Origin of the sequence: Microbacterium sp. JZ31 (assembly GCF_016805985.1) — a bacterium.
Taxonomy (GTDB): domain Bacteria; phylum Actinomycetota; class Actinomycetes; order Actinomycetales; family Microbacteriaceae; genus Microbacterium.
Genome location: NZ_CP017661.1, coordinates 1,294,786 through 1,321,157, shown reverse-complemented (window position 1 = coordinate 1,321,157; position 26,372 = coordinate 1,294,786). Strand labels below are relative to the sequence as shown.

General features: G+C 70.6%; 22 protein-coding genes. 8 read left to right on the top strand and 14 right to left on the bottom strand.

Features of this window, described 5'->3' with window-relative positions; all coding sequences use genetic code 11:
- Positions 1–1,419, bottom strand: coding sequence for a Fe-S cluster assembly protein SufB (sufB, locus tag BJP60_RS06215; RefSeq protein ID WP_203138318.1), 1,419 nt, complete (start codon positions 1,417–1,419; stop codon positions 1–3).
- A gap of 234 nt (positions 1,420–1,653) precedes the next feature.
- Here sufB and BJP60_RS06210 point away from each other — a divergent pair, with 234 nt between their 5' ends.
- A complete protein-coding gene (locus tag BJP60_RS06210) occupies positions 1,654–2,739 on the top strand; it encodes a COX15/CtaA family protein (protein WP_203138316.1) in 1,086 nt (361 codons plus the stop codon).
- Positions 2,740–2,783: 44 nt separating this feature from the next.
- Here the strand turns inward: BJP60_RS06210 and BJP60_RS06205 are convergent, their stop codons facing one another.
- Positions 2,784–3,299 carry a YbhB/YbcL family Raf kinase inhibitor-like protein gene (locus BJP60_RS06205; protein ID WP_203138314.1) on the bottom strand — a complete coding sequence of 172 codons (516 nt, stop codon included), beginning with the start codon at positions 3,297–3,299 and terminating at the stop codon, positions 2,784–2,786.
- A 164-nt stretch (positions 3,300–3,463) separates the two neighbouring features.
- Between BJP60_RS06205 and BJP60_RS06200 the strand changes: the two genes are divergently transcribed.
- On the top strand, positions 3,464–3,841 hold the full coding sequence (locus tag BJP60_RS06200) for a dinucleotide-utilizing enzyme (RefSeq protein ID WP_203138312.1): 378 nt from the start codon (positions 3,464–3,466) through the stop codon (positions 3,839–3,841).
- A gap of 60 nt (positions 3,842–3,901) precedes the next feature.
- Here the strand turns inward: BJP60_RS06200 and BJP60_RS06195 are convergent, their stop codons facing one another.
- Positions 3,902–5,359, bottom strand: coding sequence for an MFS transporter (locus BJP60_RS06195; RefSeq protein ID WP_203138311.1), 1,458 nt, complete (start codon positions 5,357–5,359; stop codon positions 3,902–3,904).
- Positions 5,359–6,291 carry a heme o synthase gene (locus BJP60_RS06190; protein WP_203138310.1) on the bottom strand — a complete coding sequence of 311 codons (933 nt, stop codon included), beginning with the start codon at positions 6,289–6,291 and terminating at the stop codon, positions 5,359–5,361. The genes BJP60_RS06195 and BJP60_RS06190 overlap by 1 nt, the downstream gene beginning before the upstream one ends.
- Before the next feature lie 290 nt (positions 6,292–6,581).
- Between BJP60_RS06190 and tkt the strand changes: the two genes are divergently transcribed.
- Genes tkt through pgl form a run of 6 tightly spaced genes read left to right on the top strand, consistent with a single transcriptional unit; the run spans position 6,582 to position 14,658 of the window.
- The gene (gene tkt / locus BJP60_RS06185; RefSeq protein WP_203138309.1) at positions 6,582–8,678 is read left to right on the top strand and encodes a transketolase; all 2,097 of its coding nucleotides are present in this window, start codon (positions 6,582–6,584) and stop codon (positions 8,676–8,678) included.
- A complete protein-coding gene (gene tal, locus BJP60_RS06180; RefSeq protein ID WP_203138308.1) occupies positions 8,675–9,796 on the top strand; it encodes a transaldolase in 1,122 nt (373 codons plus the stop codon). The genes tkt and tal overlap by 4 nt, the downstream gene beginning before the upstream one ends.
- The gene (locus BJP60_RS06175; RefSeq protein ID WP_203138307.1) at positions 9,793–11,406 is read left to right on the top strand and encodes a glucose-6-phosphate isomerase; all 1,614 of its coding nucleotides are present in this window, start codon (positions 9,793–9,795) and stop codon (positions 11,404–11,406) included. The genes tal and BJP60_RS06175 overlap by 4 nt, the downstream gene beginning before the upstream one ends.
- A complete protein-coding gene (gene zwf / locus BJP60_RS06170; protein WP_203138306.1) occupies positions 11,403–12,959 on the top strand; it encodes a glucose-6-phosphate dehydrogenase in 1,557 nt (518 codons plus the stop codon). The genes BJP60_RS06175 and zwf overlap by 4 nt, the downstream gene beginning before the upstream one ends.
- The gene (locus BJP60_RS06165) at positions 12,956–13,894 is read left to right on the top strand and encodes a glucose-6-phosphate dehydrogenase assembly protein OpcA (protein ID WP_203138305.1); all 939 of its coding nucleotides are present in this window, start codon (positions 12,956–12,958) and stop codon (positions 13,892–13,894) included. The genes zwf and BJP60_RS06165 overlap by 4 nt, the downstream gene beginning before the upstream one ends.
- Positions 13,891–14,658 (top strand): 6-phosphogluconolactonase, encoded by a 768-nt coding sequence (pgl, locus tag BJP60_RS06160; RefSeq protein ID WP_203138303.1) that lies wholly within the window; start codon positions 13,891–13,893, stop codon positions 14,656–14,658. The genes BJP60_RS06165 and pgl overlap by 4 nt, the downstream gene beginning before the upstream one ends.
- 185 nt (positions 14,659–14,843) lie before the next feature.
- On the opposite strand, the gene BJP60_RS06155 is transcribed toward pgl, so the two are convergent.
- The 10 genes from BJP60_RS06155 to uvrA form a co-directional block, all read right to left on the bottom strand.
- Positions 14,844–15,197: an RNA polymerase-binding protein RbpA gene (locus BJP60_RS06155; RefSeq protein ID WP_203138293.1), complete on the bottom strand. Its 354-nt coding sequence runs from the start codon at positions 15,195–15,197 to the stop codon at positions 14,844–14,846.
- A 1-nt stretch (position 15,198) separates the two neighbouring features.
- Positions 15,199–15,447, bottom strand: coding sequence for a preprotein translocase subunit SecG (gene secG, locus BJP60_RS06150; protein ID WP_203138292.1), 249 nt, complete (start codon positions 15,445–15,447; stop codon positions 15,199–15,201).
- A gap of 106 nt (positions 15,448–15,553) precedes the next feature.
- Positions 15,554–16,342 (bottom strand): triose-phosphate isomerase, encoded by a 789-nt coding sequence (gene tpiA, locus BJP60_RS06145; protein ID WP_203138291.1) that lies wholly within the window; start codon positions 16,340–16,342, stop codon positions 15,554–15,556.
- Entirely contained in the window at positions 16,339–17,559 is a 1,221-nt protein-coding gene (locus BJP60_RS06140) for a phosphoglycerate kinase (RefSeq protein ID WP_203138290.1), read from the bottom strand. Before BJP60_RS06140 ends, tpiA begins: the two co-directional genes overlap by 4 nt.
- A gap of 89 nt (positions 17,560–17,648) precedes the next feature.
- Entirely contained in the window at positions 17,649–18,656 is a 1,008-nt protein-coding gene (gene gap / locus BJP60_RS06135; protein WP_203138289.1) for a type I glyceraldehyde-3-phosphate dehydrogenase, read from the bottom strand.
- 92 nt (positions 18,657–18,748) lie between these two features.
- Positions 18,749–19,375 (bottom strand): superoxide dismutase, encoded by a 627-nt coding sequence (locus BJP60_RS06130; protein WP_203138288.1) that lies wholly within the window; start codon positions 19,373–19,375, stop codon positions 18,749–18,751.
- Positions 19,376–19,513: 138 nt separating this feature from the next.
- Positions 19,514–20,485 (bottom strand): DNA-binding protein WhiA, encoded by a 972-nt coding sequence (whiA, locus tag BJP60_RS06125; RefSeq protein WP_203138287.1) that lies wholly within the window; start codon positions 20,483–20,485, stop codon positions 19,514–19,516.
- 112 nt (positions 20,486–20,597) lie between these two features.
- On the bottom strand, positions 20,598–21,485 hold the full coding sequence (rapZ, locus tag BJP60_RS06120; protein WP_203138278.1) for an RNase adapter RapZ: 888 nt from the start codon (positions 21,483–21,485) through the stop codon (positions 20,598–20,600).
- 10 nt (positions 21,486–21,495) lie between these two features.
- Positions 21,496–23,400 (bottom strand): excinuclease ABC subunit UvrC, encoded by a 1,905-nt coding sequence (gene uvrC, locus BJP60_RS06115; protein ID WP_203138276.1) that lies wholly within the window; start codon positions 23,398–23,400, stop codon positions 21,496–21,498.
- Positions 23,400–26,303 (bottom strand): excinuclease ABC subunit UvrA, encoded by a 2,904-nt coding sequence (uvrA, locus tag BJP60_RS06110; protein WP_203138274.1) that lies wholly within the window; start codon positions 26,301–26,303, stop codon positions 23,400–23,402. The genes uvrC and uvrA overlap by 1 nt, the downstream gene beginning before the upstream one ends.
- Between the last annotated feature and the right edge of the window lie 69 nt (positions 26,304–26,372).

The window sequence follows — 26,372 nt, the reverse complement described above, 5'->3', positions numbered from 1 at the left end:
TCAGCCGACCGATCCTTCCATGCCCATCTCGATGAGCTTGTTCAGCTCGAGGGCGTACTCCATGGGCAGCTCGCGCGCGATGGGCTCGATGAAGCCGCGCACGATCATGGCCATGGCCTCGTCCTCCGGCATGCCGCGCGACATGAGGTAGAACAGCTGCTCCTCGCTGACCTTCGACACCGTCGCCTCGTGACCGAGCTGCACGTCGTCGACGCGGATGTCGATCGCCGGGTAGGTGTCCGAGCGCGAGATCGTATCCACGAGCAGCGCGTCGCAGCGCACCGTGTTGGCCGAGTGGTGCGCGTTGGCGTCGACGCGGACCTCGCCGCGGTAGCCGGCGCGGCCGCCGCCGCGCGCGATCGACTTCGACACGATCGACGACTGCGTGTACGGCGCCATGTGGATCATCTTGGCGCCGGCGTCCTGGTGCTGGCCGGGGCCCGCGAACGCGACCGAGAGCGTCTCCCCCTTGGCGTGCTCGCCCATCAGGAAGATCGACGGGTACTTCATCGTGACCTTCGAGCCGATGTTGCCGTCGATCCACTCCATGGTCGCGCCCTCGTGCGCCACGGCGCGCTTGGTGACCAGGTTGTAGACGTTGTTCGACCAGTTCTGGATCGTCGTGTAGCGCACGCGGGCGTTCTTCTTCACGATGATCTCGACGACGGCCGAGTGCAGCGAGTCGCTCTTGTAGATCGGGGCGGTGCAGCCCTCGATGTAGTGCACGTACGAGTCCTCGTCCGCGATGATCAGCGTCCGCTCGAACTGGCCCATGTTCTCGGTGTTGATGCGGAAGTACGCCTGCAGCGGGATCTCGACGTGCACGCCCTTCGGGACGTACACGAACGAGCCGCCCGACCAGACCGCCGTGTTCAGCGCCGCGAACTTGTTGTCGCCCGCCGGGATCACCGTGCCGAAGTACTCCTCGAAGAACTCGGGGTGCTCGCGCAGGGCCGTGTCGGTGTCCATGAAGATGACGCCCTGCGCCTCCAGGTCCTCGCGGATCTGGTGGTAGACGACCTCCGACTCGTACTGGGCGGCCACGCCGGCCACGAGGCGCTGGCGCTCCGCCTCCGGGATGCCGAGCTTCTCGTATGTGTTGCGGATGTCCTCGGGCAGGTCCTCCCAGGACTGCGCCTGCTTCTCCGTCGAGCGCACGAAGTACTTGATGTTCTCGAAGTCGATGTCGCTGAGGTCGGCGCCCCAGGTCGGCATCGGCTTCTTGCCGAACAGGTCGAGACCCTTGAGGCGGGTCTTGAGCATCCACTCCGGCTCGCTCTTGAGGGCCGAGATGTCGCGCACGACGGCCTCGTTGAGGCCGCGCTTGGCGCTCGCGCCGGCGGCATCCGGGTCGTGCCAGCCGAACTCGTACACCCCCAGACCCTCGAGCTCGGGACGGTCGATCAGCACATCGGACATGGCGTCACACTCTCCTCATCAGGCCTCAGACGGTGTCACCCGCTCCAGGGCCCCGGAGCGGGGCTCTGTGGTGGGCCTTTCACATGAGGCGCGAAGAACTCGCGCCTAGACTTGGAGCGGCGCGGCGAGACTCCTCGCGCGCATCCGCAGCATTCCCGATTCTACAGGTTCTCCCCCTCGCCGGGCCGAACACGGACCTGTCTCACGGGGTACCGCCAGGAGGCCTTCACCGTCATGTCCGTCGCCACCGCATCCCCGTCGACCCCGACATCCGGAGCACACGCGGCGCGGCCGGGGCGACTGCTGAGGGTGGTCGCATGGCTGTCGTTCCTCGCCGAGGTCATCATCATCGGCACCGGCGGCGCCGTGCGCCTGACCGGCTCGGGCCTCGGCTGCTCGGAGTGGCCGCTGTGCACGCCGGAGTCGCTCGTCCCGACGCCCGAGCTCGGCATCCACGGCTTCATCGAGTTCGGCAACCGCACCATGACGGGTGTCGTCGGCATCCTGGCCCTCGCCGTGCTCGTCCTGACGATGCTGCACGTGAAGGCGCGGCGCGAGCTGATCCGCACCGGCTGGTTCGCGCTCGGCGGCGTCGTGCTCGCGGGCCTCGCCCTGGCGATCACGCGCTCGTTCGTGGTCGCCGTCTCCGTCGCGCTCGTGGCGGTCATCGTGGCGGCGATCGTGACGGTCCGCACGGCTCCCGCGCGGCGCGACCTGCTCGTGCTCGCATGGCTCGTGCTGATCGGCGTGGTCGCGCAGGGGCTCGTGGGCGGCATCACGGTGCTCACGGGGCTGAACCCGTTCATCGTGGGCTTCCACTACGCGAGCTCGGTCGTGCTCGTCACCCTCACCGCGGCGTACCTCGTGCGCGCCTATGACGTGCCCGGTCCGCGGGAGCGCGCCGTGCCGGCCTGGTTCGCGATCCTGACGCACGTCACGACGCTCGCGCTCGCGGTGACGATCTTCGCGGGCGTCCTGACCACGGCGAACGGCCCGCACTCGGGCGACGCGAACGTCGTGCGCACGGGCTTCGACGCCACGGTCCTCGCCCACGTGCACTCCTGGCCTGGCTACATCCTGCTGGCCCTCGTGGTGGTGCTGACCGCGGCGGCGGCGCTCAAGCGCCTGCGTCCGCTGGCGTGGCTCGTGACGCTGCTGGCGGTGATCGCCGTGCAGGTCGTCGTCGGCGTGATCCAGGCGCGCAACGGGCTGCCCGAGCTGCTCGTGGGCATCCACATGGTGCTCGCCGGCCTGTCGGCCGCCGCGTTCACCGTCGTCGTGCTGCGCCTCAAGCGCCCCGCGCAGGGCGCCTCGCGCTGACGCCGCCCCGCGCTCGAGCCGTCAGCCCACGCAGAGGCGCGGCTTCACTCGTCGCTCGTGGCGGTCGGCACGAGGATGCCGCGCGCGAGCGAGTGGAAGTGGCGGTTGAATCCCAGGATCGCGGGCGTCGCGTCGTCCGGCAGGTCCAGGTGCTCGACGTCGAGGGCGTCCACGACGAAGAAGTAGCGGTGCACGCCGGTGCCGGCGGGAGGGCTGGCGCCGATGTAGCCGCGGACCGCGGTCTCGTTCGGCAGCACGATGCCCGCGGGGGTCTCGCCGGTCGCGATCGACGTCACGTCGGCCGGGATGTCGTAGACCGCCCAGTGCCAGAAACCCGATCCGGTCGGCGCATCCGGATCGAAGCACGACACCGCGAAGGACTTCGTCCCCTCGGGCGCGCCGGACCACGACAGCTGCGGCGACGTGTCGGATCCGCCCATGCTCTCGGACCACTGCGCTTTCGGGAGCGGCTGGTCGTGGGCGATGTCGGTGCTCATCAGCGTGAGCGGCGCGAAGTCGCGCAGCGTCGCGAGCTCGGCATAGGGGTCGTAAGAGAACATGGACCCTCCTTCCGCCGCCAGGCTAACCCCGCGCCCCGACCGCCCGCGCGGGTTGACGACCGGCGCACAGGCGATCCATAGGGGGCGCATCGATCGCGCCAGGGCGCGACGGGGAACGTGGGCCGTCGCCGGCCGCGAACGACGCGGCCCGATCCAGGAGGAACATGTCTCACGCCCAGCCCCGCCCGATCCGCCGCCCGCGACTCGTGCGCAGCATCCCGTTCTGGCTGCTCCTGCTCGGCTCGATCGCGAGCCTCGCGGCGGGCATCCTGCTGACCGTCCCGAACATCGCTCTGATGGCGACGACTCTGCTCGACGGCACCGCCACGGGCATCGAGGTGTACGCCGGCCAGGCCTGGGTCACGCTCGGCGCCGCGTTCGCCGGCGCGGGCGTCCTCGGGCTGCTGATCGCCCTCGCGCTGGCAGCGGCCGCGTCGCTGCTGCCGCGTCCCGCCGGCGCGGTGGAGTCGCCGGCGGCGCCGGTCGAGGCGAGCGGCGACGAGCCCTCGCGCGACGAGGTCCCCGCCGGGGCGACCGCCTGACTCGTGCGTGCGGCGCCGCCCGGCGCCGCACGCCGTCGGGGCGATGCGAGGAAGGGAACCCTACGCGTCGACGCGGCGACGACGAGCGAGGTCCGCCAGAGCGGCGACGAGCGCGATCGCGATGAATCCCGCCACGGCCGCCATCCCGTACGCGTAGGCGTGATGGAACACCTCGAGCTCGGATGTCGTGCCCTGCTCGCGGTAGATCGCCGCGTAGAACAGCGACAGCGCGATCGCCATGCCGATCGCCGTCCCCATCCGCTGCCCCAGCTGTCCGACGGAGCCCGCGAGCCCCGCCTGCGCGACCGGGACGTCCGCGTACATCAGCGTCTGGTTGGGCGACACCACGAACCCGCCGCCGAGCCCGCCGATCACCATGACGACCGCCATGAGCCAGCCGACGTGCGCGGGGGGCGCCAGGACGGCGGCGAGCACCAGCGCGATGATCGCCGCGAGCATCGTGCCGACGCCGAGCACGACGAGGCGACGACCCTGACGCGCCACGAGGCGGCCGCCGAGCCAGGATGTCGTCGCGCTCGCGAGCGCGAAGCCGATCGTCACGAGCGCGGCGTTCAGCGCGGTGAAGTGCAGGCCGGTCTGCAGGTACAGCGTCGTGATGAGGAACAGCGCCGGCATGCCCATGAAGTAGGCGCTGCCGACCATCACGCCGTTGCGGAACGACGGCAGCCCGAACAGCCGCAGCGGCAGCAGCGGCACGCGGCCGCGCGCCTCATAGCGGCGCTCCCACAGCAGCAGCGCCGCGGACAGGACGGCGAGCACGGCGAGCGACCACCACCGGGCGGGCGGATCCTCGGGCGAGCCGGTCGTGAACAGGAACGGCAGCATGAGCGAAAGCACGGCACCGCCGAACAGCACGACGCCGACCGGATCCAGCTCGAGCCGGCGGCCCGTCCCCTGCGATCCGGGCAACAGGCGCAGGGCGAAGAAGATCGCGATCAGGCAGAGCGGCACGTTCATCCAGAACAGCGCGCGCCAGCCCGCGTCCTCCCCCGCCAGCGCGATCGTGACGCCGCCGACGAGCGGCCCGAGCGCGGTGGCCAGGCCGATCGTCGCGCCGAACATGCCGAACGCGCGGCCGCGGTCGCGGCCCTGGAACATCTGCTGGATCAGGCCCATCACCTGCGGCATGTGGATGCCCGCGGCGATGCCCTGCGCCACCCGGCCAAGCATCAGCACCGCGGCGTTCGGCGCGAGCGCGCACGCGGCGCTCGCGAGTGTGAACAGCGACAGCCCCACGACGAACAGGGTGCGCCGCGACCGCTGGTCGCCGACGCGCCCCATCGGCACCATCAGCAGCGCGAGCGCGAGCACGTAGCCAGACAGCACCAGCTGCAGCTCGGTCGACCCGACGTCGAAGGCGTGCTCGATCGCGGGGAGCGCGACGTTGACCTTGCTCAGATCGAGCAGCGTGATCGCCGCGACTCCCGCGCAGACCCAGAACGCCGACCACCGGCCGGTCGGGGCCTCCTGCGGATCCGATCCCTCGGAGGCCGGCATCAGAAGGGCAGCAGCGGATCGATCGCGACGGCGAGGAAGACGAGCGTGAGGTACGTGATCGAGGCGTGGAACACGCGCATCGGGCCCGGCGCCTGGCCGCGGCCCTCCGCGGCCTGCAGCACCGTGCGGTTGTACAGACGGTGCGACTCGTACAGGAACCAGCCGCCGAACACGAGCGCCGACACCGTGTAGACGAGCCCCATGCCCGCGACCGGGATGAGCAGCAGCGAGCACGCGACGGTCGCCCACGCGTACAGGATGATCTGCAGGCCGACCTGCACGCCGTCGCGCGTCGCGCCGAGCATCGGCACGTCGGTGTTGGCGTAGTCGGCCGCGTACTTGATGGACAGCGGCCAGTAGTGCGGCGGCGTCCACAGGAACACGAGCGCGAACAGGATGAACGGGGCCCAGTCGAGGGAGTTCGCGACGGCGGCCCAGCCGATCAGCACCGGGAAGCAGCCCGCGATGCCGCCCCACACGATGTTCTGCTCGGTGCGGCGCTTGAGGATCATCGTGTAGATCACGACGTAGAAGAAGATCGCGGTCGCAGAGAGCCCGGCGGTCAGCAGGTTCGTGGTCAGCAGGAACCACACGGTCGAGACGATCGCGAGCGTCCACGCGAACACGAGCGCGGCCCGCGGGGTGATCTCGCCCGTCACGATCGGCCGGTTCTCCGTGCGCTGCATATGAGCGTCGATGTCGCGGTCGATGTACATGTTGAACGCGGCGGCGGAGCCCGCGCTCAGCGATCCGCCGATCACCGTGGCGAGCACGAGCCAGAGGTTCGGCATGCCGTCGGCCGCGAGGAACATCACCGGCACCGTCGAGACGAGCAGCAGTTCGAGCACGCGGGGCTTGGTGAGCGCGACGTAGGCGCGGATCTTGCGACCCAGACCCGTCGACGTCGAGGTCTCCGGCGCGATCGTCGACATGGCGATGCTCTCCTCTGCGACCTCGGGAACGACCTTCCGATTCTAGGGCATGCGCGCCACCTCACGACGCGCACCACCCACTCGTGAGCATCGCGTCACCGGGCCGTCACCGGCCCGCCTCCGGACACGCGATCGCGGATGTCACGATGCGTCCCGGGACACGTTCCCGGCGATTTCCCCGGCGCTATGCTGGGGGGCACACGCGCGCTCCGCGTCGCTGCTCCACCCCGTGCACACGCACTCACGAGCGGCCGCGCCGGCGCCACTACCCCACCACGAAAGGCGATCCGGTGACGGAACTGCGTTGGGATGAGATCGATAGGCGCGCCGTGGACACGGCTCGCGCTCTTGCGGCGGACGCCGTCGAGAAGGTCGGCAACGGCCACCCGGGAACGGCCATGAGCCTGGCGCCCGCGGCCTACCTGCTGTACCAGCGGGTCATGCGCCACGACCCGACCGACGTGCACTGGCCCGGACGCGACCGCTTCATCCTGTCGGCCGGCCACTCGTCGCTCACGCAGTACGTGCAGCTGTACCTCGGCGGCTTCGGCCTCGAGCTCGACGACCTCAAGGCGCTGCGCACGTGGGGCTCGCTCACGCCGGGCCACCCGGAGTACGGCCACACCGACGGCGTGGAGATCACGACCGGCCCGCTCGGCCAAGGGCTCGCCTCATCCGTCGGCTTCGCGTATGCGGCGCGCTACGAGCGCGGACTGTTCGACCCCGAGGCGCCCGCCGGCGAGAGCCCGTTCGACCACCACATCTTCGTGATCGCGTCGGACGGCGACATCCAGGAGGGCGTCACCAACGAGGCGTCCTCGCTCGCGGGCCACCAGCAGCTGGGCAACCTCGTCGTGATCTACGACGCCAACCAGATCTCGATCGAGGACGACACGAACGTCGCCTTCACCGAGGACGTCGCCGCCCGCTACGAGGCGCTCGGCTGGCACGTCCAGACGGTCGACTGGAAGAAGACCGGCGAGTACGTCGAGGATGCAGCCGAGCTGTTCGGCGCGCTCGAGGCGGCCAAGGCCGAGACCTCGAAGCCGTCGATCATCGTGCTCAAGACCATCATCGGATGGCCCTCGCCCGGAAAGCAGAACACGGGCAAGATCCACGGCTCGGCGCTGGGCGCCGACGAGCTCGCCGCCACGAAGCAGGTGCTCGGCTTCGACCCCGAGCAGACCTTCGTCGTCGCGGACGACGTGCTCGCCCACACGCGCTCGCTCGCCGAGCGCGCGGCCGACATCAAGGCCGAGTGGCAGCAGAAGTTCGACGCGTGGGCAGAGGCCAACCCCGAGCGCAAGGCGCTGTGGGACCGCCTCCAGTCGGGCGAGCTGCCCGAGGGTATCGAGTCCTCGCTGCCGGTGTTCGAGCCCGGCAAGGACGTCTCCACGCGCGCGGCGTCGGGCCAGGTCATCAACGCCCTCGCCGAGCAGCTGCCCGAGCTGTGGGGCGGATCGGCCGACCTCGCCGAGTCGAACCTCACCACGATCAAGAACGCGCCGTCGTTCATTCCGAACGAGTGGTCGACGCACGAGTGGACGGGCAACCCGTACGGCCGCGTGCTGCACTTCGGCATCCGCGAGCACGCCATGGGCGCGATCGTGAACGGCATCGTGCTGCACGGGCCGACGCGCGCCTTCGGCGGCACGTTCCTGATCTTCAGCGACTACATGCGCCCCGCCGTGCGCCTCTCCGCGCTGATGGACATCCCGAGCATCTTCGTCTGGACGCACGACTCGGTCGCGCTCGGCGAGGACGGCCCGACCCACCAGCCGATCGAGCAGCTGACCGCCCTGCGCGCGATCCCGAACTTCGCGGTCGTGCGCCCCGCGGACGCGAACGAGACCGCCGCCGTGTGGCTCGAGATGCTGCGTCGCCGCAAGGGACCGGCCGGCATCGCCCTGACGCGTCAGAACATCCCGGTGTTCGAGCGCGGCGAGGGCGAGGCGTCGGGCGACACGTTCGCCTCCGCGTCGCTCGCCGCCAAGGGCGCGTACGTGCTCGCCGAGGCCCCGAACGGCACGCCCGACGTGATCCTGATCGCGACCGGCTCCGAGGTGCAGCTGGCCGTCGCGGCCCGCGAGACGCTCGCGGCCGAGGGCGTGGGCGCCCGCGTGGTCTCGGCGCCGTCGCTCGAGTGGTTCGCGGAGCAGGACGAGGCCTACCGCGAGAGCGTGCTACCCCAGGGCATCAAGGCCCGCGTCTCGGTCGAGGCCGGTCTCGGCCTCGCGTGGCGCCCGGTGGTCGGCGACGCCGGCCGTTCGGTGTCGATCGAGCACTTCGGCGCATCGGCCGACTACAAGACCCTGTTCGAGAAGTTCGGCGTCACCGCCGAGGCCGTGGTGACCGCGGCCCGCGAGACCATCAAGGAGAACGCATGACCACCCCCACCGCCGCTCTGGCAGCCCAGGGCGTCAGCATCTGGCTCGACGACCTCTCGCGTCAGCGCATCCTGTCCGGCAACCTCGCCGAGCTGATCCGGACGCGCAACGTCACGGGCGTCACGACGAACCCGACGATCTTCGCGCTCGCGCTGTCGAAGGGCGAGGCCTACCAGGGCCAGGTCGAGCAGCTCGCCGGCGAGGGCGCCTCGGTCGACGAGGCGATCTTCTCGATCACCACCGACGACGTCCGCAACGCGTGCGACCTGTTCCGCCCGCTGTACGACGAGACGAACGGCGTCGACGGCCGCGTGTCGATCGAGGTCTCCCCCGACCTCGCCCACGACACCGAGGGGACCGTCGCGCAGGCGAAGGACCTCGCGGCGCGCGTGAACCGCCCGAACGTGCTCATCAAGATCCCCGCGACCAAGGCGGGCCTGCCGGCGATCACCGAGGTGATCGGCGCGGGCATCAGCGTCAACGTCACGCTGATCTTCAGCCTCGAGCGCTACGACGCCGTCATCGACGCCTACCTCGCGGGCCTCGAGAAGGCACAGGCGGCGGGCATCGACCTGTCGGGCATCCACTCGGTCGCGTCGTTCTTCGTGTCGCGCGTCGACTCGGAGGTCGACAAGCGCCTCACCGCGATCGGCACGGACGAGGCGAAGGGCCTCGCAGCGCAGGCCGGCCTCGCCAACGCGCGCCTGGCGTACGAGCTGTACGAGAAGCGGTTCGCCGAGAGCCGGGCGACCGACCTCGTCGCGGCCGGCGCGAACGTGCAGCGCCCGCTGTGGGCCTCGACCGGCGTCAAGGACCCGGCGCTTCCCGACACGCTCTACGTCACGGGTCTCGTGGCCCCCGGCACGGTCAACACCATGCCCGAGAAGACGCTCGAGGCCACCTACGACCACGCCGAGGTCACGGGCGACACCGTCACCGGCGCATACGCCGAGGCGCACGAGCTGTTCGACAAGCTCGCCGCGGTCGGCGTCGACTTCGCCGACGTCACGGAGGTGCTCGAGAGCGAGGGCGTCGACAAGTTCATCGCCTCGTGGCACGAGCTGCAGGACACCGTGAAGAACGCCCTGGAGAGCGCGACCAAGGGAACGGACGCGTGACCTTCTCGATCCGCGTCTCGGGGGACGCGGAGAAGGCCGTCGCCACTCACCTGCCGGTCCTCATCCAGGAGCTCGTCGCCTCGGGCATCACGAACCTCGACGCGTCGCTGTGGGGCCCGGAGGCCGAGGAGGAGGCGTCCAAGCGCCTCGGCTGGGTGCAGGCGGTGTCGGTGTCACGCCCGCTCGTCGCCGAGATCGTCGCGCTGCGAGCCGAGCTGAACGCCAAGGGCGTCGACCGCTTCGTGCTGGGCGGCATGGGCGGCTCGTCGCTCGCGCCCGAGGTCATCACGCAGACGGCGGGCGTCGAGTTGACGATCCTCGACTCGACCTCCCCCGGGCAGGTGCTGGCCGCGCTCGACGGCGGACTGGAGCGCACCGCGCTCATCGTGTCGTCGAAGTCCGGCTCGACCGTCGAGACCGATTCCCAGCGCCGCGCGTTCGAGGCCGCCTTCCGCGACCTCGGCATCGACCCGGCCGAGCGGATCATCGTGGTCACGGATCCCGGCTCCCCGCTCGACGAGTCGGCGCGCGCCGCCGGGTACCGCGTGTTCAACGCGGACCCGTCGGTCGGCGGTCGCTACTCGGCTTTGACGGCCTTCGGCCTCGTGCCCTCGGGCCTGGCCGGCGCCGACATCGCCGAGCTGCTCGACGAGGCCGAGGCCTCGCTGCTCGAGGTCGCGATCGACGCGCCGGAGAACCCCGCGCTGGCGCTCGCGGCCGCGATCGCGGGCACGCGGACGCCCGACGGCTCGGCGCGGCGCGACAAGCTCGGCCTGATCACGGATGGCACGCACATCGTGGGCCTGCCCGACTGGATCGAGCAGCTCATCGCGGAATCCACGGGCAAGCAGGGCACGGGCATCCTGCCGGTCGTGCTGCTCCCCGTCTCGCCCGAGCTCGACGCGCAGCCCGCCGACCTGCAGATCGTGCGTCTCGTGGACGACGCGGAGGAGGTCGAGCGCCGTCACCACGGCGAGATCCTCGTGAGCGGATCGCTCGGCGCGCAGTTCGTCGTGTGGGAGTACGCCACCGCGATCGCGGGCCGCATGCTCGGCATCAACCCGTTCGACCAGCCCGACGTCGAGTCGGCGAAGGTCGCGGCGCGCGGCCTGCTGGACGCGCGCCCCGAGCCGACCGCCCCGGCCTTCGTCGAGGCGGGCGTCGAGGTGCGGGTCAGCGACCCCGCTCTCGCCGCGAGCGGCACGGTGCAGGGCGTGCTCGACGCGCTGTGGGCCGCGCTGCCCGAGGACGGCTACGTGTCGATCCAGGCGTATGTGAACCGCCTCGAGATTCCGCAGCTGCAGGGTCTGCGCGAGATGGTGGCGGCCGACTCCGGCCGTCCGACCACGTTCGGATGGGGCCCGCGATTCCTGCACTCGACCGGTCAGTACCACAAGGGCGGGCCGGCCCAGGGCGTGTTCCTGCAGATCACCGAGCGCACCGAGCTCGACGTCGAGATCCCCGAGCGGCCGTTCACGTTCGGCCAGCTGATCGAGGCGCAGGCGGCGGGCGACGCCGCGGTGCTCGCGGATCACGGCCGCCCGGTCGTCACGCTCACGCTCACGGACCCGCAGGCCGAGGTGCTCGCGCTGTTCGAGGCCGCGCAATGACGGCAGGCTCGGTGGAGATCGCGCGCGGCGCGAATCCGCTGCGCGACCCGTCCGACCGGCGCCTGAACCGGATCGCCGGTCCGAGCGCGCTCGTGATCTTCGGTGTGACGGGCGACCTGTCGCGCAAGAAGCTCATGCCGGCGGTCTACGACCTCGCCAACCGCGGACTGCTGCCGCCCGGATTCGCGCTCGTCGGCTTCGCGCGTCGCGACTGGGAGGACCAGGACTTCGCGAAGGTCGTGCACGACGCTGTCAAGCAGTACGCGCGCACCGAGTTCCGGGAGGAGACCTGGCAGCAGCTGCAGCAGGGCATCCGCTTCGTGCAGGGCGAGTTCGACGACGCCGAGGCGTTCCGTCGCCTGCGCGAGACGGTCGACCGCCTGGACGTCGAGCGCGGCACGATGGGCAACCACGCGTTCTACCTGTCGATCCCGCCGAAGTCGTTCCCCATCGTCGCGCAGCAGCTGCTCGACTCCGGGCTCGTCGACGACAAGCCGGACGACGACCGCTGGCGCCGCGTGGTGATCGAGAAGCCGTTCGGTCACGACCTGGCTTCCGCGCGGAAGCTGAACGACTCGCTCGAGGCGGCGTTCCCGGCCGATTCGATCTTCCGGATCGACCACTACCTCGGCAAGGAGACCGTCCAGAACATCCTGGCGCTGCGGTTCGCGAACGAGCTCTACGAGCCGATCTGGAACCGCAACTACGTCGACCACGTGCAGATCACGATGGCCGAGGACATCGGCGTCGGCGGACGCGCGGGCTACTACGACGGCGTCGGCGCGGCGCGCGACGTGATTCAGAACCACCTGCTGCAGCTGCTCGCCCTCACCGCCATGGAGGAGCCGATCAGCCTGTCGGCCGAGCACCTGCGTGCCGAGAAGGAGAAGGTTCTGGCCGCCGTGCGGCTGCCGGACGACCTCTCCACGGCGACCGCACGCGGCCAGTACGCGGGCGGATGGCAGGGCGGCGAGCAGGTCTGCGGCTTCCTCGAGGAGGAGGGCATGAACCCTCGGTCCACGACGGAGACCTACGCCGCGATCAAGCTCGAGATCAACACGCGCCGCTGGGCGGGCGTGCCGTTCTACGTGCGCTCCGGCAAGCGCCTGGGCCGCCGCGTGACCGAGATCGCGGTGGTGTTCAAACGCGCCCCCGAGCACCTGTTCACGCGCGGTCAGACGGCCGAGCTCGGACAGAACGCGCTCGTGATCCGCGTCCAGCCGGACGAGGGCGTCACGATCCGGTTCGGATCCAAGGTCCCCGGCTACGGCACGCAGGTGCGCGACGTGACGATGGACTTCGGCTACGGCCACGCCTTCACTGAGGCGAGCCCCGAGGCCTACGAGCGCCTGATCCTCGACGTCCTGCTGGGCGACCCACCGCTGTTCCCGCGGCACGAGGAGGTCGAGCTGTCCTGGAAGATCCTCGACCCGGTCGAGGAGTACTGGGCGTCGCAGGACGGTCCCCTTGAGCAGTACGACTCGGGGTCGTGGGGTCCGCCGTCCGCCGATGAGCTCCTTGCCCGCGACGGCCGCGTCTGGAGGCGCCCGTGATCATCGATCTGCCCGACACGACCGTCAGCAAGGTCGCCCGCCAGCTCGTCAACACGCGCGAGGAGGGCGGCGCCGTCGCGCTCGGCCGCGTGCTGACCCTCGTCATCAAGTCGCACCGCGGCTTCGAGGAGGAGGCGATCGAGGCCGCGAACGACGCCTCGCGCGAGCACCCCATGCGCGTGATCGTGCTCGTCACCGACACGGAGGGCTCTGCGCGGCTCGACGCGCAGATCCGCGTGGGAAGCGACGCCGGCGCGAGCGAGGTCATCGTGCTGCAGGCGTACGGCGACGCCGCGAGCAACGAGTCGACGCTGCTCACCGGCCTGCTGCTGCCCGACGCGCCGGTCGTCGCCTGGTGGCCGGACGAGCCGCCCACGCGCCCCGGCGCGTCGGCGCTCGGCCGCATCGCCCAGCGCCGCATCACCGACGCATCGACGGCTCCCTCCTCCCCCGACCGGCTCACGCAGCTCGAGAGCGCGTACATCCCGGGCGACACCGATCTCGCGTGGACGCGCCTGACGCGCTGGCGCGAGCAGCTCGCGGCGGTGCTCGATCAGCCGCCGTACGAGCCCGTCACGGCGGTCGCGGTCCGGGGCGCGTCGACGTCGCCGTCCACCGCGCTGCTGGCGGCGTGGCTGGGGCTCGCGCTCGATCTGCCCGTCGACTGGCAGTACGAGGATCCGGCGGTCTGGGATCACGGGATCCACTCGGTGCGTCTCACGCGTCCGAGCGGCGACATCGTGCTCGAGCGCCAGACCGAGTCGCTCGCGCTGCTGACGCAACCCGGTCAGCCCGACCACGATCTGCACCTGCCGCGCCGCTCGCTGCGCGAGTGCCTCGCGGAGGAGCTGCGCCGGCTCGACCCCGACACGCTCTACGGCCGCGTCATCAGCGACGGCTGGAGCCGCCTGACGGAGCCGCGAGGCTCGGCATGACCGGGCAGCGCGTGGTGGTGCTGCCCGACAAGCAGCAGCTGGCCGAGAACGTCGCGAACCGCTTCGTCGGGCGCCTCGCGCAGCTGACCCAGGAGGGCCGCGACGTCCACGTCTCCCTCACGGGCGGCGGCATGGGCTCCGCGGTGCTCTCGGCGGCGGCCGAGCACGGGTGGGCGAGCGAGATCGACTGGTCGCTCGTGCACTTCTGGTGGAGCGATGAGCGCTTCGTGCCCCGCGGCGACGAGCAGCGCAACGCCGGCCAGGCCCGGGCAGCGATGCTCGACCGCATCGGCGTGCCGGCCGGGAACGTGCACGAGCCCGCGTCCACCGACGACGGCCTCTCGCTCGACGAGGCCGCCGACGCGTACGCGGCCGAGCTCGCCCGCCACGGCGCTGACGGTGCCGCGTGGCCGGCGTTCGACATCTGCTTCCTGGGCGTGGGTCCGGACGGGCACATCGCGTCGCTGTTCCCCGACCGCGGCGAGGTGCTGGTGACCGACCGCGCCGTGCTCGCGGTGCGCGAGTCGCCCAAGCCGCCGCCCGAGCGCATCACGTTCACGCTGCCGGTGATCAACGCGTCCGCGGACATCTGGATGGTCGTCGCCGGCTCCGACAAGGCGGCCGCGCTGGGTCTCATGCTGGCGGGCGCGAGCCCGGGGAGCGTGCCCGCGGCGGGCGCCGAGGGCACCTCGAGCACCGTCGTCTTCGTGGACGAGGATGCCGCGGCCGACGTGCCGGAGGATCTGATCGATCCGGAGTACTAGCCGCCACGGGCGGTTCGCCCAGCGACATCGTCCGCCTCGCTGGGCGAGCGGAGCACGTCGAAACGGTCCAGACCAGCCACGGGTTTCACCCGTCGGCGGTTTGGACCGTTTCGTCTCGTCGCTTCGCTCCTCGCTCAACGACCGGAGGCGCTCATGCCTCAGCAGGTCGTGTGGGGTCGAGCTGATTACTGTCCGCGCTTCTCGCGGAGCTTCTGCAGCGCCTCGCCGAGCAGCTCCTCGGCCTCGTCGTCCGTGCGACGCTCCTTCACGTACGCGAGATGCGTCTTGTAGGGCTCGTTCTTGGCGACGGCCGGCGGGTTGTCCTTGTCACGACCCGCGGGGAGGCCCGAGTGCGGGTGGTCGACGATGTCGGGGATCTCCTCCTCCGGCAGACCCGCGGCGTAGTAGCGCACGGTCTCGTTGCCGAGGCCGTCCCAGTAGCTCACCGCGATGCGGTCGGCGTGGTGCCCGTGGTCCTGCTCGCCCATCGGGCCGGATCCGACACGGGTGCCGCGGATCGCGTTTCCTCCGACGGCCATGTCAGATCACCTGGAACTTCGTGATGAGGCCGAGGCCCACGATGGAGAAGAACCACGCGAGCGAGAGCACGATCGTGATGATGTTCAGGTTGCGCTCGGCGAGGCCCGACGAGCCCATCGCCTGCGACATGCCGCCGCCGAACATGTCCGACAGCCCGCCGCCGCGTCCCTTATGGAGCAGGATCAGCAGCGTCAGGAGCAGGCTGGTGATACCCAGCAGCACCTGGAGGATGAATTCGATGATCTGCACGGATGGCCTTTCGTGGGTGCGGGACGGAGTAGCCGCACGAAGGATCAGTATACGGGGCGCCCCGCCGCGGAGCCGAGCGGCTCACGCGACGGGGCATCGCCGCGGCTCAGACGCCGACGTGCTTCTGGAAGCGCACGATCGCGGCGAACTCGTCGACGAGCAGGCTCGCGCCGCCCACGAGCGCGCCGTCCACGTCGGGCTGGCGCATGAAGCTCGCGATGTTCGCGGCCTTGACCGACCCGCCGTACAGGATGCGCGTGCGCGCCGCCGCCTCGTCGCCCAGCTTGGCCTTCACGACCTCGCGCAGCTTGGCGCAGACCTCCTGCGCCTGCTCGGGCGTCGCGGCCTGACCCGATCCGATCGCCCACACGGGCTCGTACGCGACGACGATGTCGGCCGCGGCGGGCACGCCCTCGAGCGCGACCTCGAGCTGACCGACCGGCACCGCGCTGGCGCCGTGCTTCTCGAGGTCCTCCGCGGTCTCGCCGACGCAGATCACGGGGACGAGCTCGTGCTTGAGGGCGGCCTTGACCTTCGCGGCCACGACGTCGTCGCCCTCCGCGTGGTATTCGCGGCGCTCCGAGTGGCCGATGATCACCGAGCCGACGTCCAGGCGCTTGAGGAACGCGCCCGAGATCTCGCCGGTGTAGGCGCCCGAGTCGTGCACGGAGAGGTCCTGCGCGCCCAGCCCGAACGGGATCTTGTCGGCGTCGATCAGCGTCTGCACGCTGCGCAGGTCGGTGAACGGCGGGAACACGGACACGTCGACCGAATCGAACTCGTGCTTGGCGTCCTTGAGCGCCCAGTGCAGCTTCTGCACGAACGCGACCGCCTGCAGGTGGTCGAGGTTCATCTTCCAGTTGCCCGCGATCAGCGGGGTGCGCTTGCCGGTCATGCTGCCGACCATCCGAGGACCTCCAGTCCGGGGAGCTTCTTGCCTTCCAGGAACTCGAGGCTCGCGCCTCCGCCCGTCGAGATGTGACCGAACGCGTCGTCGGCGAAGCCGAGCTGACGTACGGCCGCGGCGGAGTCGCCGCCGCCGACCACGCTGAGGCCGTCGACCTCGGTGAGGGCCTGCGCGACCGCCTTGGTGCCGGCAGCGAACGGCGCGAGCTCGAACACGCCCATGGGCCCGTTCCAGAACACGGTCCGGGATCCGCGGATCGCGTCCGCGAACGCGGCCGACGTGTCCGGACCGATGTCGAGACCCAGCCCCGAGGATCCGAAGGCGGTGTCCTCGATCGCGTCGGCCGACGTCACGACGTGCTCCGCGTCGGCGCCGAACTTCGACGCCACCACGATGTCGGTGGGAAGGACGATCTCCACGCCCTTCTCCTGCGCGGTGCGGAGGTAGCCCTGCACCGTCTCGATCTGATCCTGCTCGAGCAGGCTCGCGCCGACCTTGTGGCCCTGCGCGGCGAGGAACGTGAACAGCATGCCGCCGCCGATCAGCAGGCGGTCGACGCGCGGCAGCAGGTGGTCGATGACGCCCAGCTTGTCCGACACCTTCGAGCCGCCCAGCACGACCGTGTAGGGCCGCTCCGGGTTCTCGGTGAGGCGGTCGAGAACGTCGAGCTCGGCGGCGATCAGTAGGCCGGCGGCGCTCGGCAGCTGCTGCGCGAGGTCGTACACGCTCGCCTGCTTGCGGTGCACGACGCCGAAGCCGTCCGACACCATGACGTCGCCGAGGGCGGCGAGCTGCTGCGCGAATGCGCCGCGCTCGGCCTCGTCCTTGGCGGTCTCGCCTGGGTTGAAGCGCAGGTTCTCGAGCACGGCGATCTCGCCGTCCGCGAGCCCCGCGACCGTCTCCTGCGCCGACTCGGCCACCGTGTCGCGCGCGAACGCGACGGGCTTGCCGAGCAGCTCGGAGAGGCGGTGCGCCACGGGCTCGAGGCTGTACTTCGCATCGGGGGCGCCCTCCGGGCGGCCGAGGTGCGAAACGACGGCGACGCGGGCGCCCGCGTCGAGCAGCGCGTTCAGGGTCGGGAGCGACGCGCGCACGCGCCCGTCGTCCGTGATGGTGCCGTCCTTGAGGGGGACGTTGAGGTCGCAGCGCACGATGACGCGCTTGCCGGCGACCGAACCGAGGGATTCGAGAGTTCTCAGAGACATCGATCCGACTCTACTCCCGCCCCGGGCGCGACGAAGGCCCGCCGGGCCGGACGGATCCGGGCCGACGGGCCTTCGCAGGACGTCAGGTGTTACAGACGCGCGCCGACGTACTCGGCGAGGTCGACGAGACGGTTCGAGTAGCCCCACTCGTTGTCGTACCAGGCCGACACCTTCGCGAGGTTGCCCGAGACGGACGTCAGGCCCGAGTCGAAGATCGACGAGAACGGGTTGAGCTGGATGTCGCTCGACACCAGCGGGTCCTCCGAGTACTGCAGGTAGCCCGCGAGCGAGCCCTCGGCGGCAGCGGCCTTGTACGCCTCGTTGATGGCCTCCTTGGTGAGGCCGTCCTTCGTCACGAGCGTCAGGTCGACGACCGAGCCCGTGGGGACCGGCACGCGGTAGCTCGTGCCGTCGAGCTTGCCCTGCAGCTCGGGCAGGACGAGGCCGATCGCCTTGGCGGCGCCGGTGGAGGTCGGCACGATGTTGATGGCAGCGGCGCGGGCGCGACGCAGGTCCTTGTGCGGGCCGTCCTGCAGGTTCTGGTCGGCCGTGTAGGCGTGCGCCGTCATCATGAAGCCGCGCTCGATGCCGAAGGCGTCGTTGAACACCTTGGCGAGCGGGGCGAGCGCGTTGGTCGTGCACGACGCGTTCGAGATGACGTGGTCGTTCTCGGGGGCGTAGCTGTCCTCGTTCACGCCCATCACGAACGTGGGCGCGGGGCCGCTGGCGGGAGCCGAGATGAGCACCTTCTTGGCGCCGCCCTCGAGGTGCTTGGCGGCGTCCTCCGGCTTGGTGAAGCGGCCGGTCGACTCGATGACGATGTCGGCGCCGAGGTCGCCCCACGGCAGCGCTGCGGGGTCCTTCTCGGCGAAGGCCTTGATGACCTTGCCGTCGACCGTGATCGACTGCTCGTCGAAGGTCACGTCCTTGCCGAGCGGGCCGCCGACGGAGTCGTACTTGAGCAGCTGCGCGAGCGCCTTGTTGTCGGTGAGGTCGTTGACGCCAACGATCTCGAAGTCCGCGCCCTGCGCGAGCGCAGCACGGACGAAGTTGCGGCCGATGCGGCCGAAGCCGTTGATTCCGATCCTGACGGACACTGAGGTCTCCTGTAGGTCATGCGCGCTCTCGCACGCGGTGGGTGTGACGGGCGTGGTCCGGCGGGCACGCACCCCGCCGGACCCTCCGTCGATCAGCCGGCGACGAGCAGCCCGGCGGTCTTCTCGCGAGCGGCGGCGAAGCGAGCGGCGACATCCTGCCAGTTGGCGATGTTCCAGAACGCCTTGACGTACTCCGCCTTCACGTTGAGGTAGTCGAGGTAGAACGCGTGCTCCCACATGTCGAGCATGAGCAGCGGCGTGAGACCGAGCGGCACGTTGGCCTGCTGGTCGAAGAGCTGGAAGATGGCGAGGCGCTGGCCGATCGCGTCCCACGCGAGAACCGACCAGCCCGAGCCCTGGATGCCGTTCGCGACGGCGGCGAAGTGCGCCTGGAACGCGGCGAACGAGCCGAACTGGTCGGCGATCGCGGCGGCGAGCTCGCCCTCGGGCTCTCCCCCGCCGTTCGGCGAGAGGTTGTTCCAGAAGATGGTGTGGTTGGTGTGTCCGCCGAGGTGGAACGCCAGGTCCTTCTCGAGCTTGTTCACGTTGGCGAAGTCGTTCGCCTCGCGCGCAGCGGCGAGCTGCTCGAGCGCCGTGTTCGCGCCGGCGACGTACGTGGCGTGGTGCTTGTCGTGGTGCAGCTCCATGATCTTGCCGCTGATGTGCGGCTCGAGCGCCGCGTAGTCGTAGGGCAGGTCGGGGAGGGTGTAGACAGCCATGCGATGTTCCCATCCGCGCCGGGCTGCCGGCGCTATCGGTGTGCCTCCACGTCGCTCTCGCAACGGGACCGGACGCTCCTCATCCTAGTGAGGCCGGAGGACCGTGGGACTCCCTGTTGCGCGGATCGCGCCGGTGGCTTAGGAACCGGCGGGAACGGCCGACTCCGTGCCGGGCACGCCGTCCTGCTCGGCCCGCTTGTCGGCCATCGCCAGGAGGCGGCGGATGCGGCCCGCGACGGCGTCCTTGGTCAGCGGCGGGTCGGCGTGATGGCCGAGCTCGTCGAGGCTCGCGTCGCGGTGCGCGAGGCGCAGCTCACCGGCCTGACGCAGGTGCGGCGGCACCTCCTCGCCGAGGATCTCGAGGGCGCGCTCGACGCGGGCGCACGCCGCGACGGCGGCCTGGGCCGAGCGGCGCAGGTTGGCGTCGTCGAAGTTCACGAGACGGTTCACCCCGGCGCGCACCTCGCGGCGCTGGCGGAGCTGGTCCCACTCGGTCGCCGTCTGCGCCGCGCCCATGGCGATGAGCATGCCGCGGATGGCCTCGGCCTCGCGCACGACGACGCGGGGCACTCCCCGCACCTCGCGGGCCTTCGCCGCCACGCCGATGCGGTGGGCGGCGCCGACGAGCGCCATGCCGGCCTCGCCCGTCGGGCAGGCGATCTCGAGCGACGCCGAGCGCCCGGGCTCGGACAGGCTTCCGGAGGCGAGGAACGCGCCGCGCCACACGGCGGCCAGGTCGTCGCGCGACCCGGTCGTGAGCTTGTTCGGCAGCCCGCGCACGGGGCGGCGACGGACGTCGAGCAGCCCGGTCTGGCGGGCGAGGGTCTCGCCGCCGTCGACCACGCGCACGGCGAAGTACTCGCCCACGCGACTGCCGGAGCCCTGGATGCGGGCGAGTTCGGGGCGGACGCCGTAGATCTCGGCGATGTCGCGCGCCGTGCGGCGGGCGAGATCGGGGGTGTCGACCTCGGCCTCGACCGCCACGCGCCCGGCGATCGAGTGCAGGCCGCCCGCGAACCGCAGCAGCGCGGTCAGCTCGGCGACGCGCACCGTCGGACGCGGGTCGCGCACAGCGACGAGCTCGGCCTTGACATCGGCGGTCAAAGACAACGTTCCCCCTACTTCTGAGACTGCGGCGCCACGATCGGCGCGAAGACTCAGCCTACCTTCCGCGGGCCGTCCGACGCCGGGGGTGACTTCTCAGCCGGAGGCGCTAGCCGTGCTATTCGCGGCCGAGGTCGCGGTGTCGCAGGCGCACCGACACGCCCGGGACGCTCTTGAGGCGATCGGCGAGCGCGATCGCCATGGCGACGGAACGGTGCTTGCCTCCCGTGCAGCCGACAGCGACCGTCGAGTGCCGCTTGTTCTCGCGCTGGTAGCCCGCGAGCACCGGGCGCAGCGCGGTCGCGTACGCGTCGAGGAACTCGGCCGCGCCCTCCTGCGTCATCACATAGTCGCTGACCTCGGACTCCTCGCCCGTCAGGCCGCGCAGGTCGTCGTTCCAGAACGGGTTGGGCAGGAAGCGCATGTCGGCGACGAGGTCGGCGTCGGGCGGAAGGCCGTACTTGAAACCGAAGCTCTGCACCGTCACGATGTGCGCGGGCGCCTCGGCATCGGCGAAGAGGTCTCCCACGCGGTTCGCCAGCTGATGGATGTTGAACCGGGACGTGTCGATGATCACGTCCGCGCTCTCGCGCAGCGGCGACAGCAGCTCCCGCTCGCGGTGGATGCCGTCGACGAGCGTGCCGTTCCCCTGCAGCGGATGCGGCCGGCGGACCGCCTCGAAGCGGCGCACGAGCACCTCGTCGGAGGCGTCGAGGAACACGACCCGCAGGTTCCTGCTGTCGCGGATCGCCTGCGCCTCGGCGGGCAGCTCGGCGAACAGGTCGCGGCCGCGCACGTCGACGACGGCCGCCACGCGCGGCAGCTGTCCCCCCAAGCGCCCGGCGAGGTCGAGCAGCGGCCGCAGCATCTGCGGCGGCAGGTTGTCCACGACGTACCAGTCGAGGTCCTCGAGAGCATTCGCGACTGTCGAGCGCCCGGCTCCGGACATGCCGGTGACGATGAGCACCTCTCCCGTGCCGCCCGGCTTGCGCCCATCGTCGATCATCACGTCAACCCTATGCTGTCGCGCGCTCTTCCCGGAGATCACCCTGCAGGTGACGCACGACGGTCTCGGCGAGCTTGGGCCCGATGCCGGGCAGCTCCTCGATCTGCTCGGCGGTCGCGGTGCGCAGCGCCGCGACCGAGCCGAAGTGCCGCAGCAGGGCCTGGATGCGCGCGTCGCCCAGGCCCGGGACCTCGCTCAGCACGCTGCGGATGTCGCGCTTGCGCCGGCGCCGCTGGTGCGAGATCGCGAAGCGGTGGGCCTCGTCGCGCAGGCGCTGCACGAGATAGAGCGCCTCGCTCGTGCGCGGCAGGATGACCGGGAAGTCCTCGCCGGGCAGCCAGATCTCCTCCAGGCGCTTGGCGATGCCGCACAGCGCGATCTCCTCGTGGCCCGACTCGCGCAGCGCGCGTGCGGCCGCCTCCACCTGCGGCTTGCCGCCGTCCACGATCAGCAGCTGCGGCGGGTACGCGAAGCGGGGCCGCTTCTTGACCGTGCCCTCCTCGCCGGGCTGCGCCTCCGGCTCGTCGGGGCGGTCGAGGTGGGCAAGACGGCGGCTGAGGACCTGATGGATCGAGTCGGTGTCGTCCGTCGTGTGCGCGATCGAGAACGACCGGTACTGGTCCTTGCGGGGAAGCCCGTCCTCGAACACCACCATGGATCCGACCACGTTCGTGCCCTGCAGGTGGGAGATGTCGAAGCACTCGATGCGCAGCGGCGCCTCGTCCATGCCGAGCGCCTCCTGCAGGTCGTTCAGCGCCTGGGTGCGGGCGGTGTAGTCGCTCGTGCGGCGGGTCTTGTGCCGCATCAGCGCCTGCTGGGCGTTGAGCGTCGCCGTCCGCAGCAGCTCGGCGCGCTGCCCGCGCTGGGCGACGGCGATCTCGACCGTCTTGCCGCGGCGCGTGCGCAGCCACTGCTCGAGCTCGTCGGCGTCGGGCGGCAGCACGGGCACGAGCACGCGCCGCGGGACGTCGGCGGGCGCCGCGTCCCCGTACACGCGCTGCAGGACCTGGTCGACGAGCTCGCCGCCCGAGATGTCCAGCTCCTTGTCGATCGTGGTCGAGCTGACGCCGCGCACGCGGCCCCCTCGCACCACGAAGTGCTGCACGGCGGCCGACAGCTCGTCCTCCGCGATGCCGAACAGGTCGGCGTCGGTGTCCGCGGGCAGCACGAGCGCGCTCTTGTTCAGCACGGCATCGATCGAGGCGAGCTTGTCGCGCAGGATGGCGGCCTGCTCGTAGTCCATCGCCGCCGCCGCCGCCTTCATGCGCGCGGTGAGATCCCGCGTGAAGCGCTCGTCGCCGCCCTGCATGAACGCGATGAAGTCGTCGACGATCGCGCGATGCTCCGCGATCGTCACGCGGTGCGAGCACGGCCCGCCGCACTTGCCGATCTGGCCCGGGAAGCACGGCCGTCCGGTCTGCATGGCGCGCTTGTACGACGAGTCGCTGCACGTGCGGATCGGGAACACCCTGATCATCAGGTCGATCGTGTCGTGCACGGCCCAGATCTTCGGGTACGGGCCGAAGTACTTCGCCCCCGGGATGCGACGGTTGCGCGTGACCATGACGCGCGGCGCCTCGTCTCCCAGCGTGATGGCCATGAAGGGGTAGGACTTGTCGTCGCGGTAGCGCACGTTGAACGGCGGATCGAACTCCTTGATCCACTGGTACTCGAGCTGCAGCGAGTCGACGTCGGTGGGCACGACGGTCCACTCGACCGACGCGGCCGTCGTCACCATCCGGCGCGTGCGCTCGTGCAGCGTGTGCAGCGGCGCGAAGTAGTTCGACAGACGCTGGCGCAGGTTCTTCGCCTTGCCGACGTACAGCACGCGCCCGTGCGCGTCGCGGAACCGGTAGACGCCAGGGTTCGTCGGGATCTCCCCCGGCTTGGGCTTGTAGGCGAGCTGCTCCCGCATCAGCCCGCCTTACGGACCGGGGCCTCGATCTCCCGCTCCCGCAGGCCGAGCACCTCGGCGAGGAACGCGCCCGTGTGACTGCCCTCGACGCGGGCGACCTGCTCGGGCGTTCCCGTGGCGATGATCTGGCCGCCGCCCGATCCGCCCTCCGGGCCGAGGTCGATGATCCAGTCGGCCGACTTGATCACGTCGAGGTTGTGCTCGATCACGATCACCGTGTTGCCCTTGTCGACGAGGCTGTTCAGCACCTCGAGCAGGCGGCGCACGTCCTCGAAGTGCAGGCCCGTCGTCGGCTCGTCGAGCACGTACACGCTGCGGCCGTTGCTGCGGCGCTGGAGCTCGGTCGCGAGCTTGACGCGCTGCGCCTCGCCGCCCGAGAGCGTCGTGGCCGACTGACCGAGGCGCACGTAGCCCAGGCCGACGTCGACGAGCGTCTTCATGTAGCGGTGGATCGCCTGGATCGGCTCGAAGAACTCGGCGGCCTCGGCGATCGACATCTCGAGCACCTCGGCGATGTTCTTGCCCTTGTAGTGCACCTGCAGCGTGTCGCGGTTGTACCGCTTGCCGTGGCAGACCTCGCAGTCGACGTACACGTCGGGCAGGAAGTTCATCTCGATCTTCAGGGTGCCGTCGCCCGAGCAGGCCTCGCAGCGCCCGCCCTTGACGTTGAAGCTGAACCGGCCGGCCTGGTAGCCGCGCACCTTCGCCTCGGGCGTCTCGGCGAACAGGTTGCGGATGCGGTCGAACACCCCCGTGTAGGTCGCGGGATTCGACCGCGGCGTGCGTCCGATCGGCGCCTGGTCGACGTGCACGACCTTGTCGAGCTGGTCGAGACCGGTCACGCGCGTGTGCTTGCCGGCGACGCGGCGGGCGCCGTTCAGGCGGGTGGCGAGCACCTCGTACAGGATGTCGTTCACGAGCGTGGACTTGCCGGATCCGGACACGCCCGTCACGGCCGTCAGCACGCCCAGCGGGAACTCCGCGGTCACGTCGCGCAGGTTGTTCTCGCGCGCCCCCACGACCGAGATCGTGCGCTTGCGGTCGATGCGGCGGCGCTTGGACGGCGTGGGGATCTCGCGGCGGCGCGCGAGGTAGTCGCCCGTGATGGAGTTCTCGTCGGCCAGCAGCTGTCGGTACGGACCCGAGTGGACGACCTCGCCGCCGCCCTCGCCTGCACCGGGGCCGATGTCGACGATCCAGTCGGCGGCCTCGATGGTCTCCTCGTCGTGCTCGACCACGACGAGCGTGTTGCCGAGGTCGCGCAGCGTCACGAGCGTCTCGATCAGGCGGCGGTTGTCGCGCTGGTGAAGGCCGATCGACGGCTCGTCGAGCACGTAGAGCACTCCCGTCAGCCCCGTGCCGATCTGCGTGGCCAGGCGGATGCGCTGCGCCTCGCCGCCCGAGAGCGAGCCCGCGGCGCGGCTGAGCGTGAGGTAGTTGAGGCCGACGCGGATCAGGAAGTCGAGCCGGACGCGGATCTCGCGCAGCACCTGCGCGGCGATGTGCGCCTCGCGGTCGGTCAGGGTCAGCAGGTCCATGAACCCGCGCGCGTCCTCGAGGCTGAGGTGGGACACCTCGGCGATCGAGCGGTCGTGGATCTTGACCGCGAGCACCTCGGGCTTGAGGCGGTCGCCGTCGCACACCGGGCACGGCACCTCGCGCAGGTACTCGCCCCAGCGCTGGCGCTGGCTGTCGCTCTCGGCCTGAGACCACTGGCGCTCGATGTAGGGCACGACGCCCTCGAACCCGCTCGCGTAGCGGACCTCGCGGCCCCACCGGTTCTTGTAGCGGACGTTGACGTTGTAGCCCTCGCCGTACAGGACGGCGTCCTTGACCGCCTGCGGCAGCGCGCGCCACGGAGTGTCGAGCGAGAACTTGAGGTCATGCGCCAGGCCGACGAGCAGGCGCTCGTAGTACTGGAACAGGCCCTTGCCCTGCGTGGTCCACGGCACGATCACGCCCTCGCGGATGGACAGCTCCTCGTCGCCGAGCATGAGCTCGACGTCGACCGACATGCGGGTGCCGAGGCCCGAGCACGCGGGACAGGCGCCGAACGGCGCGTTGAACGAGAACGTCCGCGGCTCGATCTCCGTCAGCTGCAGGGCGTGCCCGTTCGGGCACGACAGCTTCTCGGAGAACGACTGCCAGGCGTCCTCGCCTTCCTCGTCGACGAAGTTGACCTGCAGCACGCCGCCCGCGAGGCCCAGGGCGGTCTCGACCGAGTCGGTGATGCGCCCCAGCATGTTCTCGCGCGAGACCAGGCGGTCGACCACGACGGAGATGTCGTGCTTGTAGCTCTTCTTGAGCGTGGGCGGCTCGGCGAGCTGGATGAGATCGCCGTCGACGATCGCGCGGGAGTAGCCCTTCGCGCCGAGCTCCTTGAAGAGGTCGACGAACTCGCCCTTCTTCTGCGTCACGACCGGCGCCACGACCTGGTAGCGCGTGCCCTCGGGAAGACCGTTCAGCTGATCGGCGATCTGCTGCACGGTCTGGCGCTGGATCCGCTCACCGCACTCGGGACAGTGCGGCACGCCGATGCGCGCCCACAGCAGACGCATGTAGTCGTAGATCTCGGTGATCGTGCCCACCGTCGAGCGCGGGTTGCGGTTCGTCGACTTCTGGTCGATCGACACCGCCGGACTCAGGCCCTCGATGAAGTCGACGTCGGGACGATCGACCTGACCGAGGAACTGGCGCGCGTACGCGCTGAGCGACTCGACGTACCGGCGCTGCCCCTCGGCGAAGATCGTGTCGAAGGCGAGGCTCGACTTGCCGGAGCCGGAAAGGCCCGTGAACACGACCATGGAGTCGCGCGGGATCTCGAGGTCGACGTTCTTCAGATTGTGCACGCGGGCACCGCGCACACTGATCTTTCCGGGGCTGGAGACAGGGACGATCGGCACCAGACCAGTCTAGGTGGGGCTACCGACACGCGGACGTTTGTTCGAATTCCGCGGCCGGATCCTCAGCGG

Bases quoted from the DNA above. Each gene is read 5' to 3' on its own strand.
- tal (WP_203138308.1), top strand. From the start codon at position 8,675: ATGACCACCCCCACCGCCGCTCTGGCAGCCCAGGGCGTCAGCATCTGG.
- BJP60_RS06140 (WP_203138290.1), bottom strand. From the start codon at position 17,559: ATGTCTCTGAGAACTCTCGAATCCCTCGGTTCGGTCGCCGGCAAGCGC.
- sufB (WP_203138318.1), bottom strand. From the start codon at position 1,419: ATGTCCGATGTGCTGATCGACCGTCCCGAGCTCGAGGGTCTGGGGGTG.
- zwf (WP_203138306.1), top strand. From the start codon at position 11,403: ATGACGGCAGGCTCGGTGGAGATCGCGCGCGGCGCGAATCCGCTGCGC.
- uvrC (WP_203138276.1), bottom strand. From the start codon at position 23,400: ATGCGGGAGCAGCTCGCCTACAAGCCCAAGCCGGGGGAGATCCCGACG.
- BJP60_RS06205 (WP_203138314.1), bottom strand. From the start codon at position 3,299: ATGTTCTCTTACGACCCCTATGCCGAGCTCGCGACGCTGCGCGACTTC.
- BJP60_RS06210 (WP_203138316.1), top strand. From the start codon at position 1,654: ATGTCCGTCGCCACCGCATCCCCGTCGACCCCGACATCCGGAGCACAC.
- BJP60_RS06195 (WP_203138311.1), bottom strand. From the start codon at position 5,359: ATGCCGGCCTCCGAGGGATCGGATCCGCAGGAGGCCCCGACCGGCCGG.
- BJP60_RS06130 (WP_203138288.1), bottom strand. From the start codon at position 19,375: ATGGCTGTCTACACCCTCCCCGACCTGCCCTACGACTACGCGGCGCTC.
- BJP60_RS06155 (WP_203138293.1), bottom strand. From the start codon at position 15,197: ATGGCCGTCGGAGGAAACGCGATCCGCGGCACCCGTGTCGGATCCGGC.
- pgl (WP_203138303.1), top strand. From the start codon at position 13,891: ATGACCGGGCAGCGCGTGGTGGTGCTGCCCGACAAGCAGCAGCTGGCC.
- rapZ (WP_203138278.1), bottom strand. From the start codon at position 21,485: ATGATCGACGATGGGCGCAAGCCGGGCGGCACGGGAGAGGTGCTCATC.
- BJP60_RS06200 (WP_203138312.1), top strand. From the start codon at position 3,464: ATGTCTCACGCCCAGCCCCGCCCGATCCGCCGCCCGCGACTCGTGCGC.
- tpiA (WP_203138291.1), bottom strand. From the start codon at position 16,342: ATGACCGGCAAGCGCACCCCGCTGATCGCGGGCAACTGGAAGATGAAC.
- BJP60_RS06190 (WP_203138310.1), bottom strand. From the start codon at position 6,291: ATGTCGACGATCGCGCCGGAGACCTCGACGTCGACGGGTCTGGGTCGC.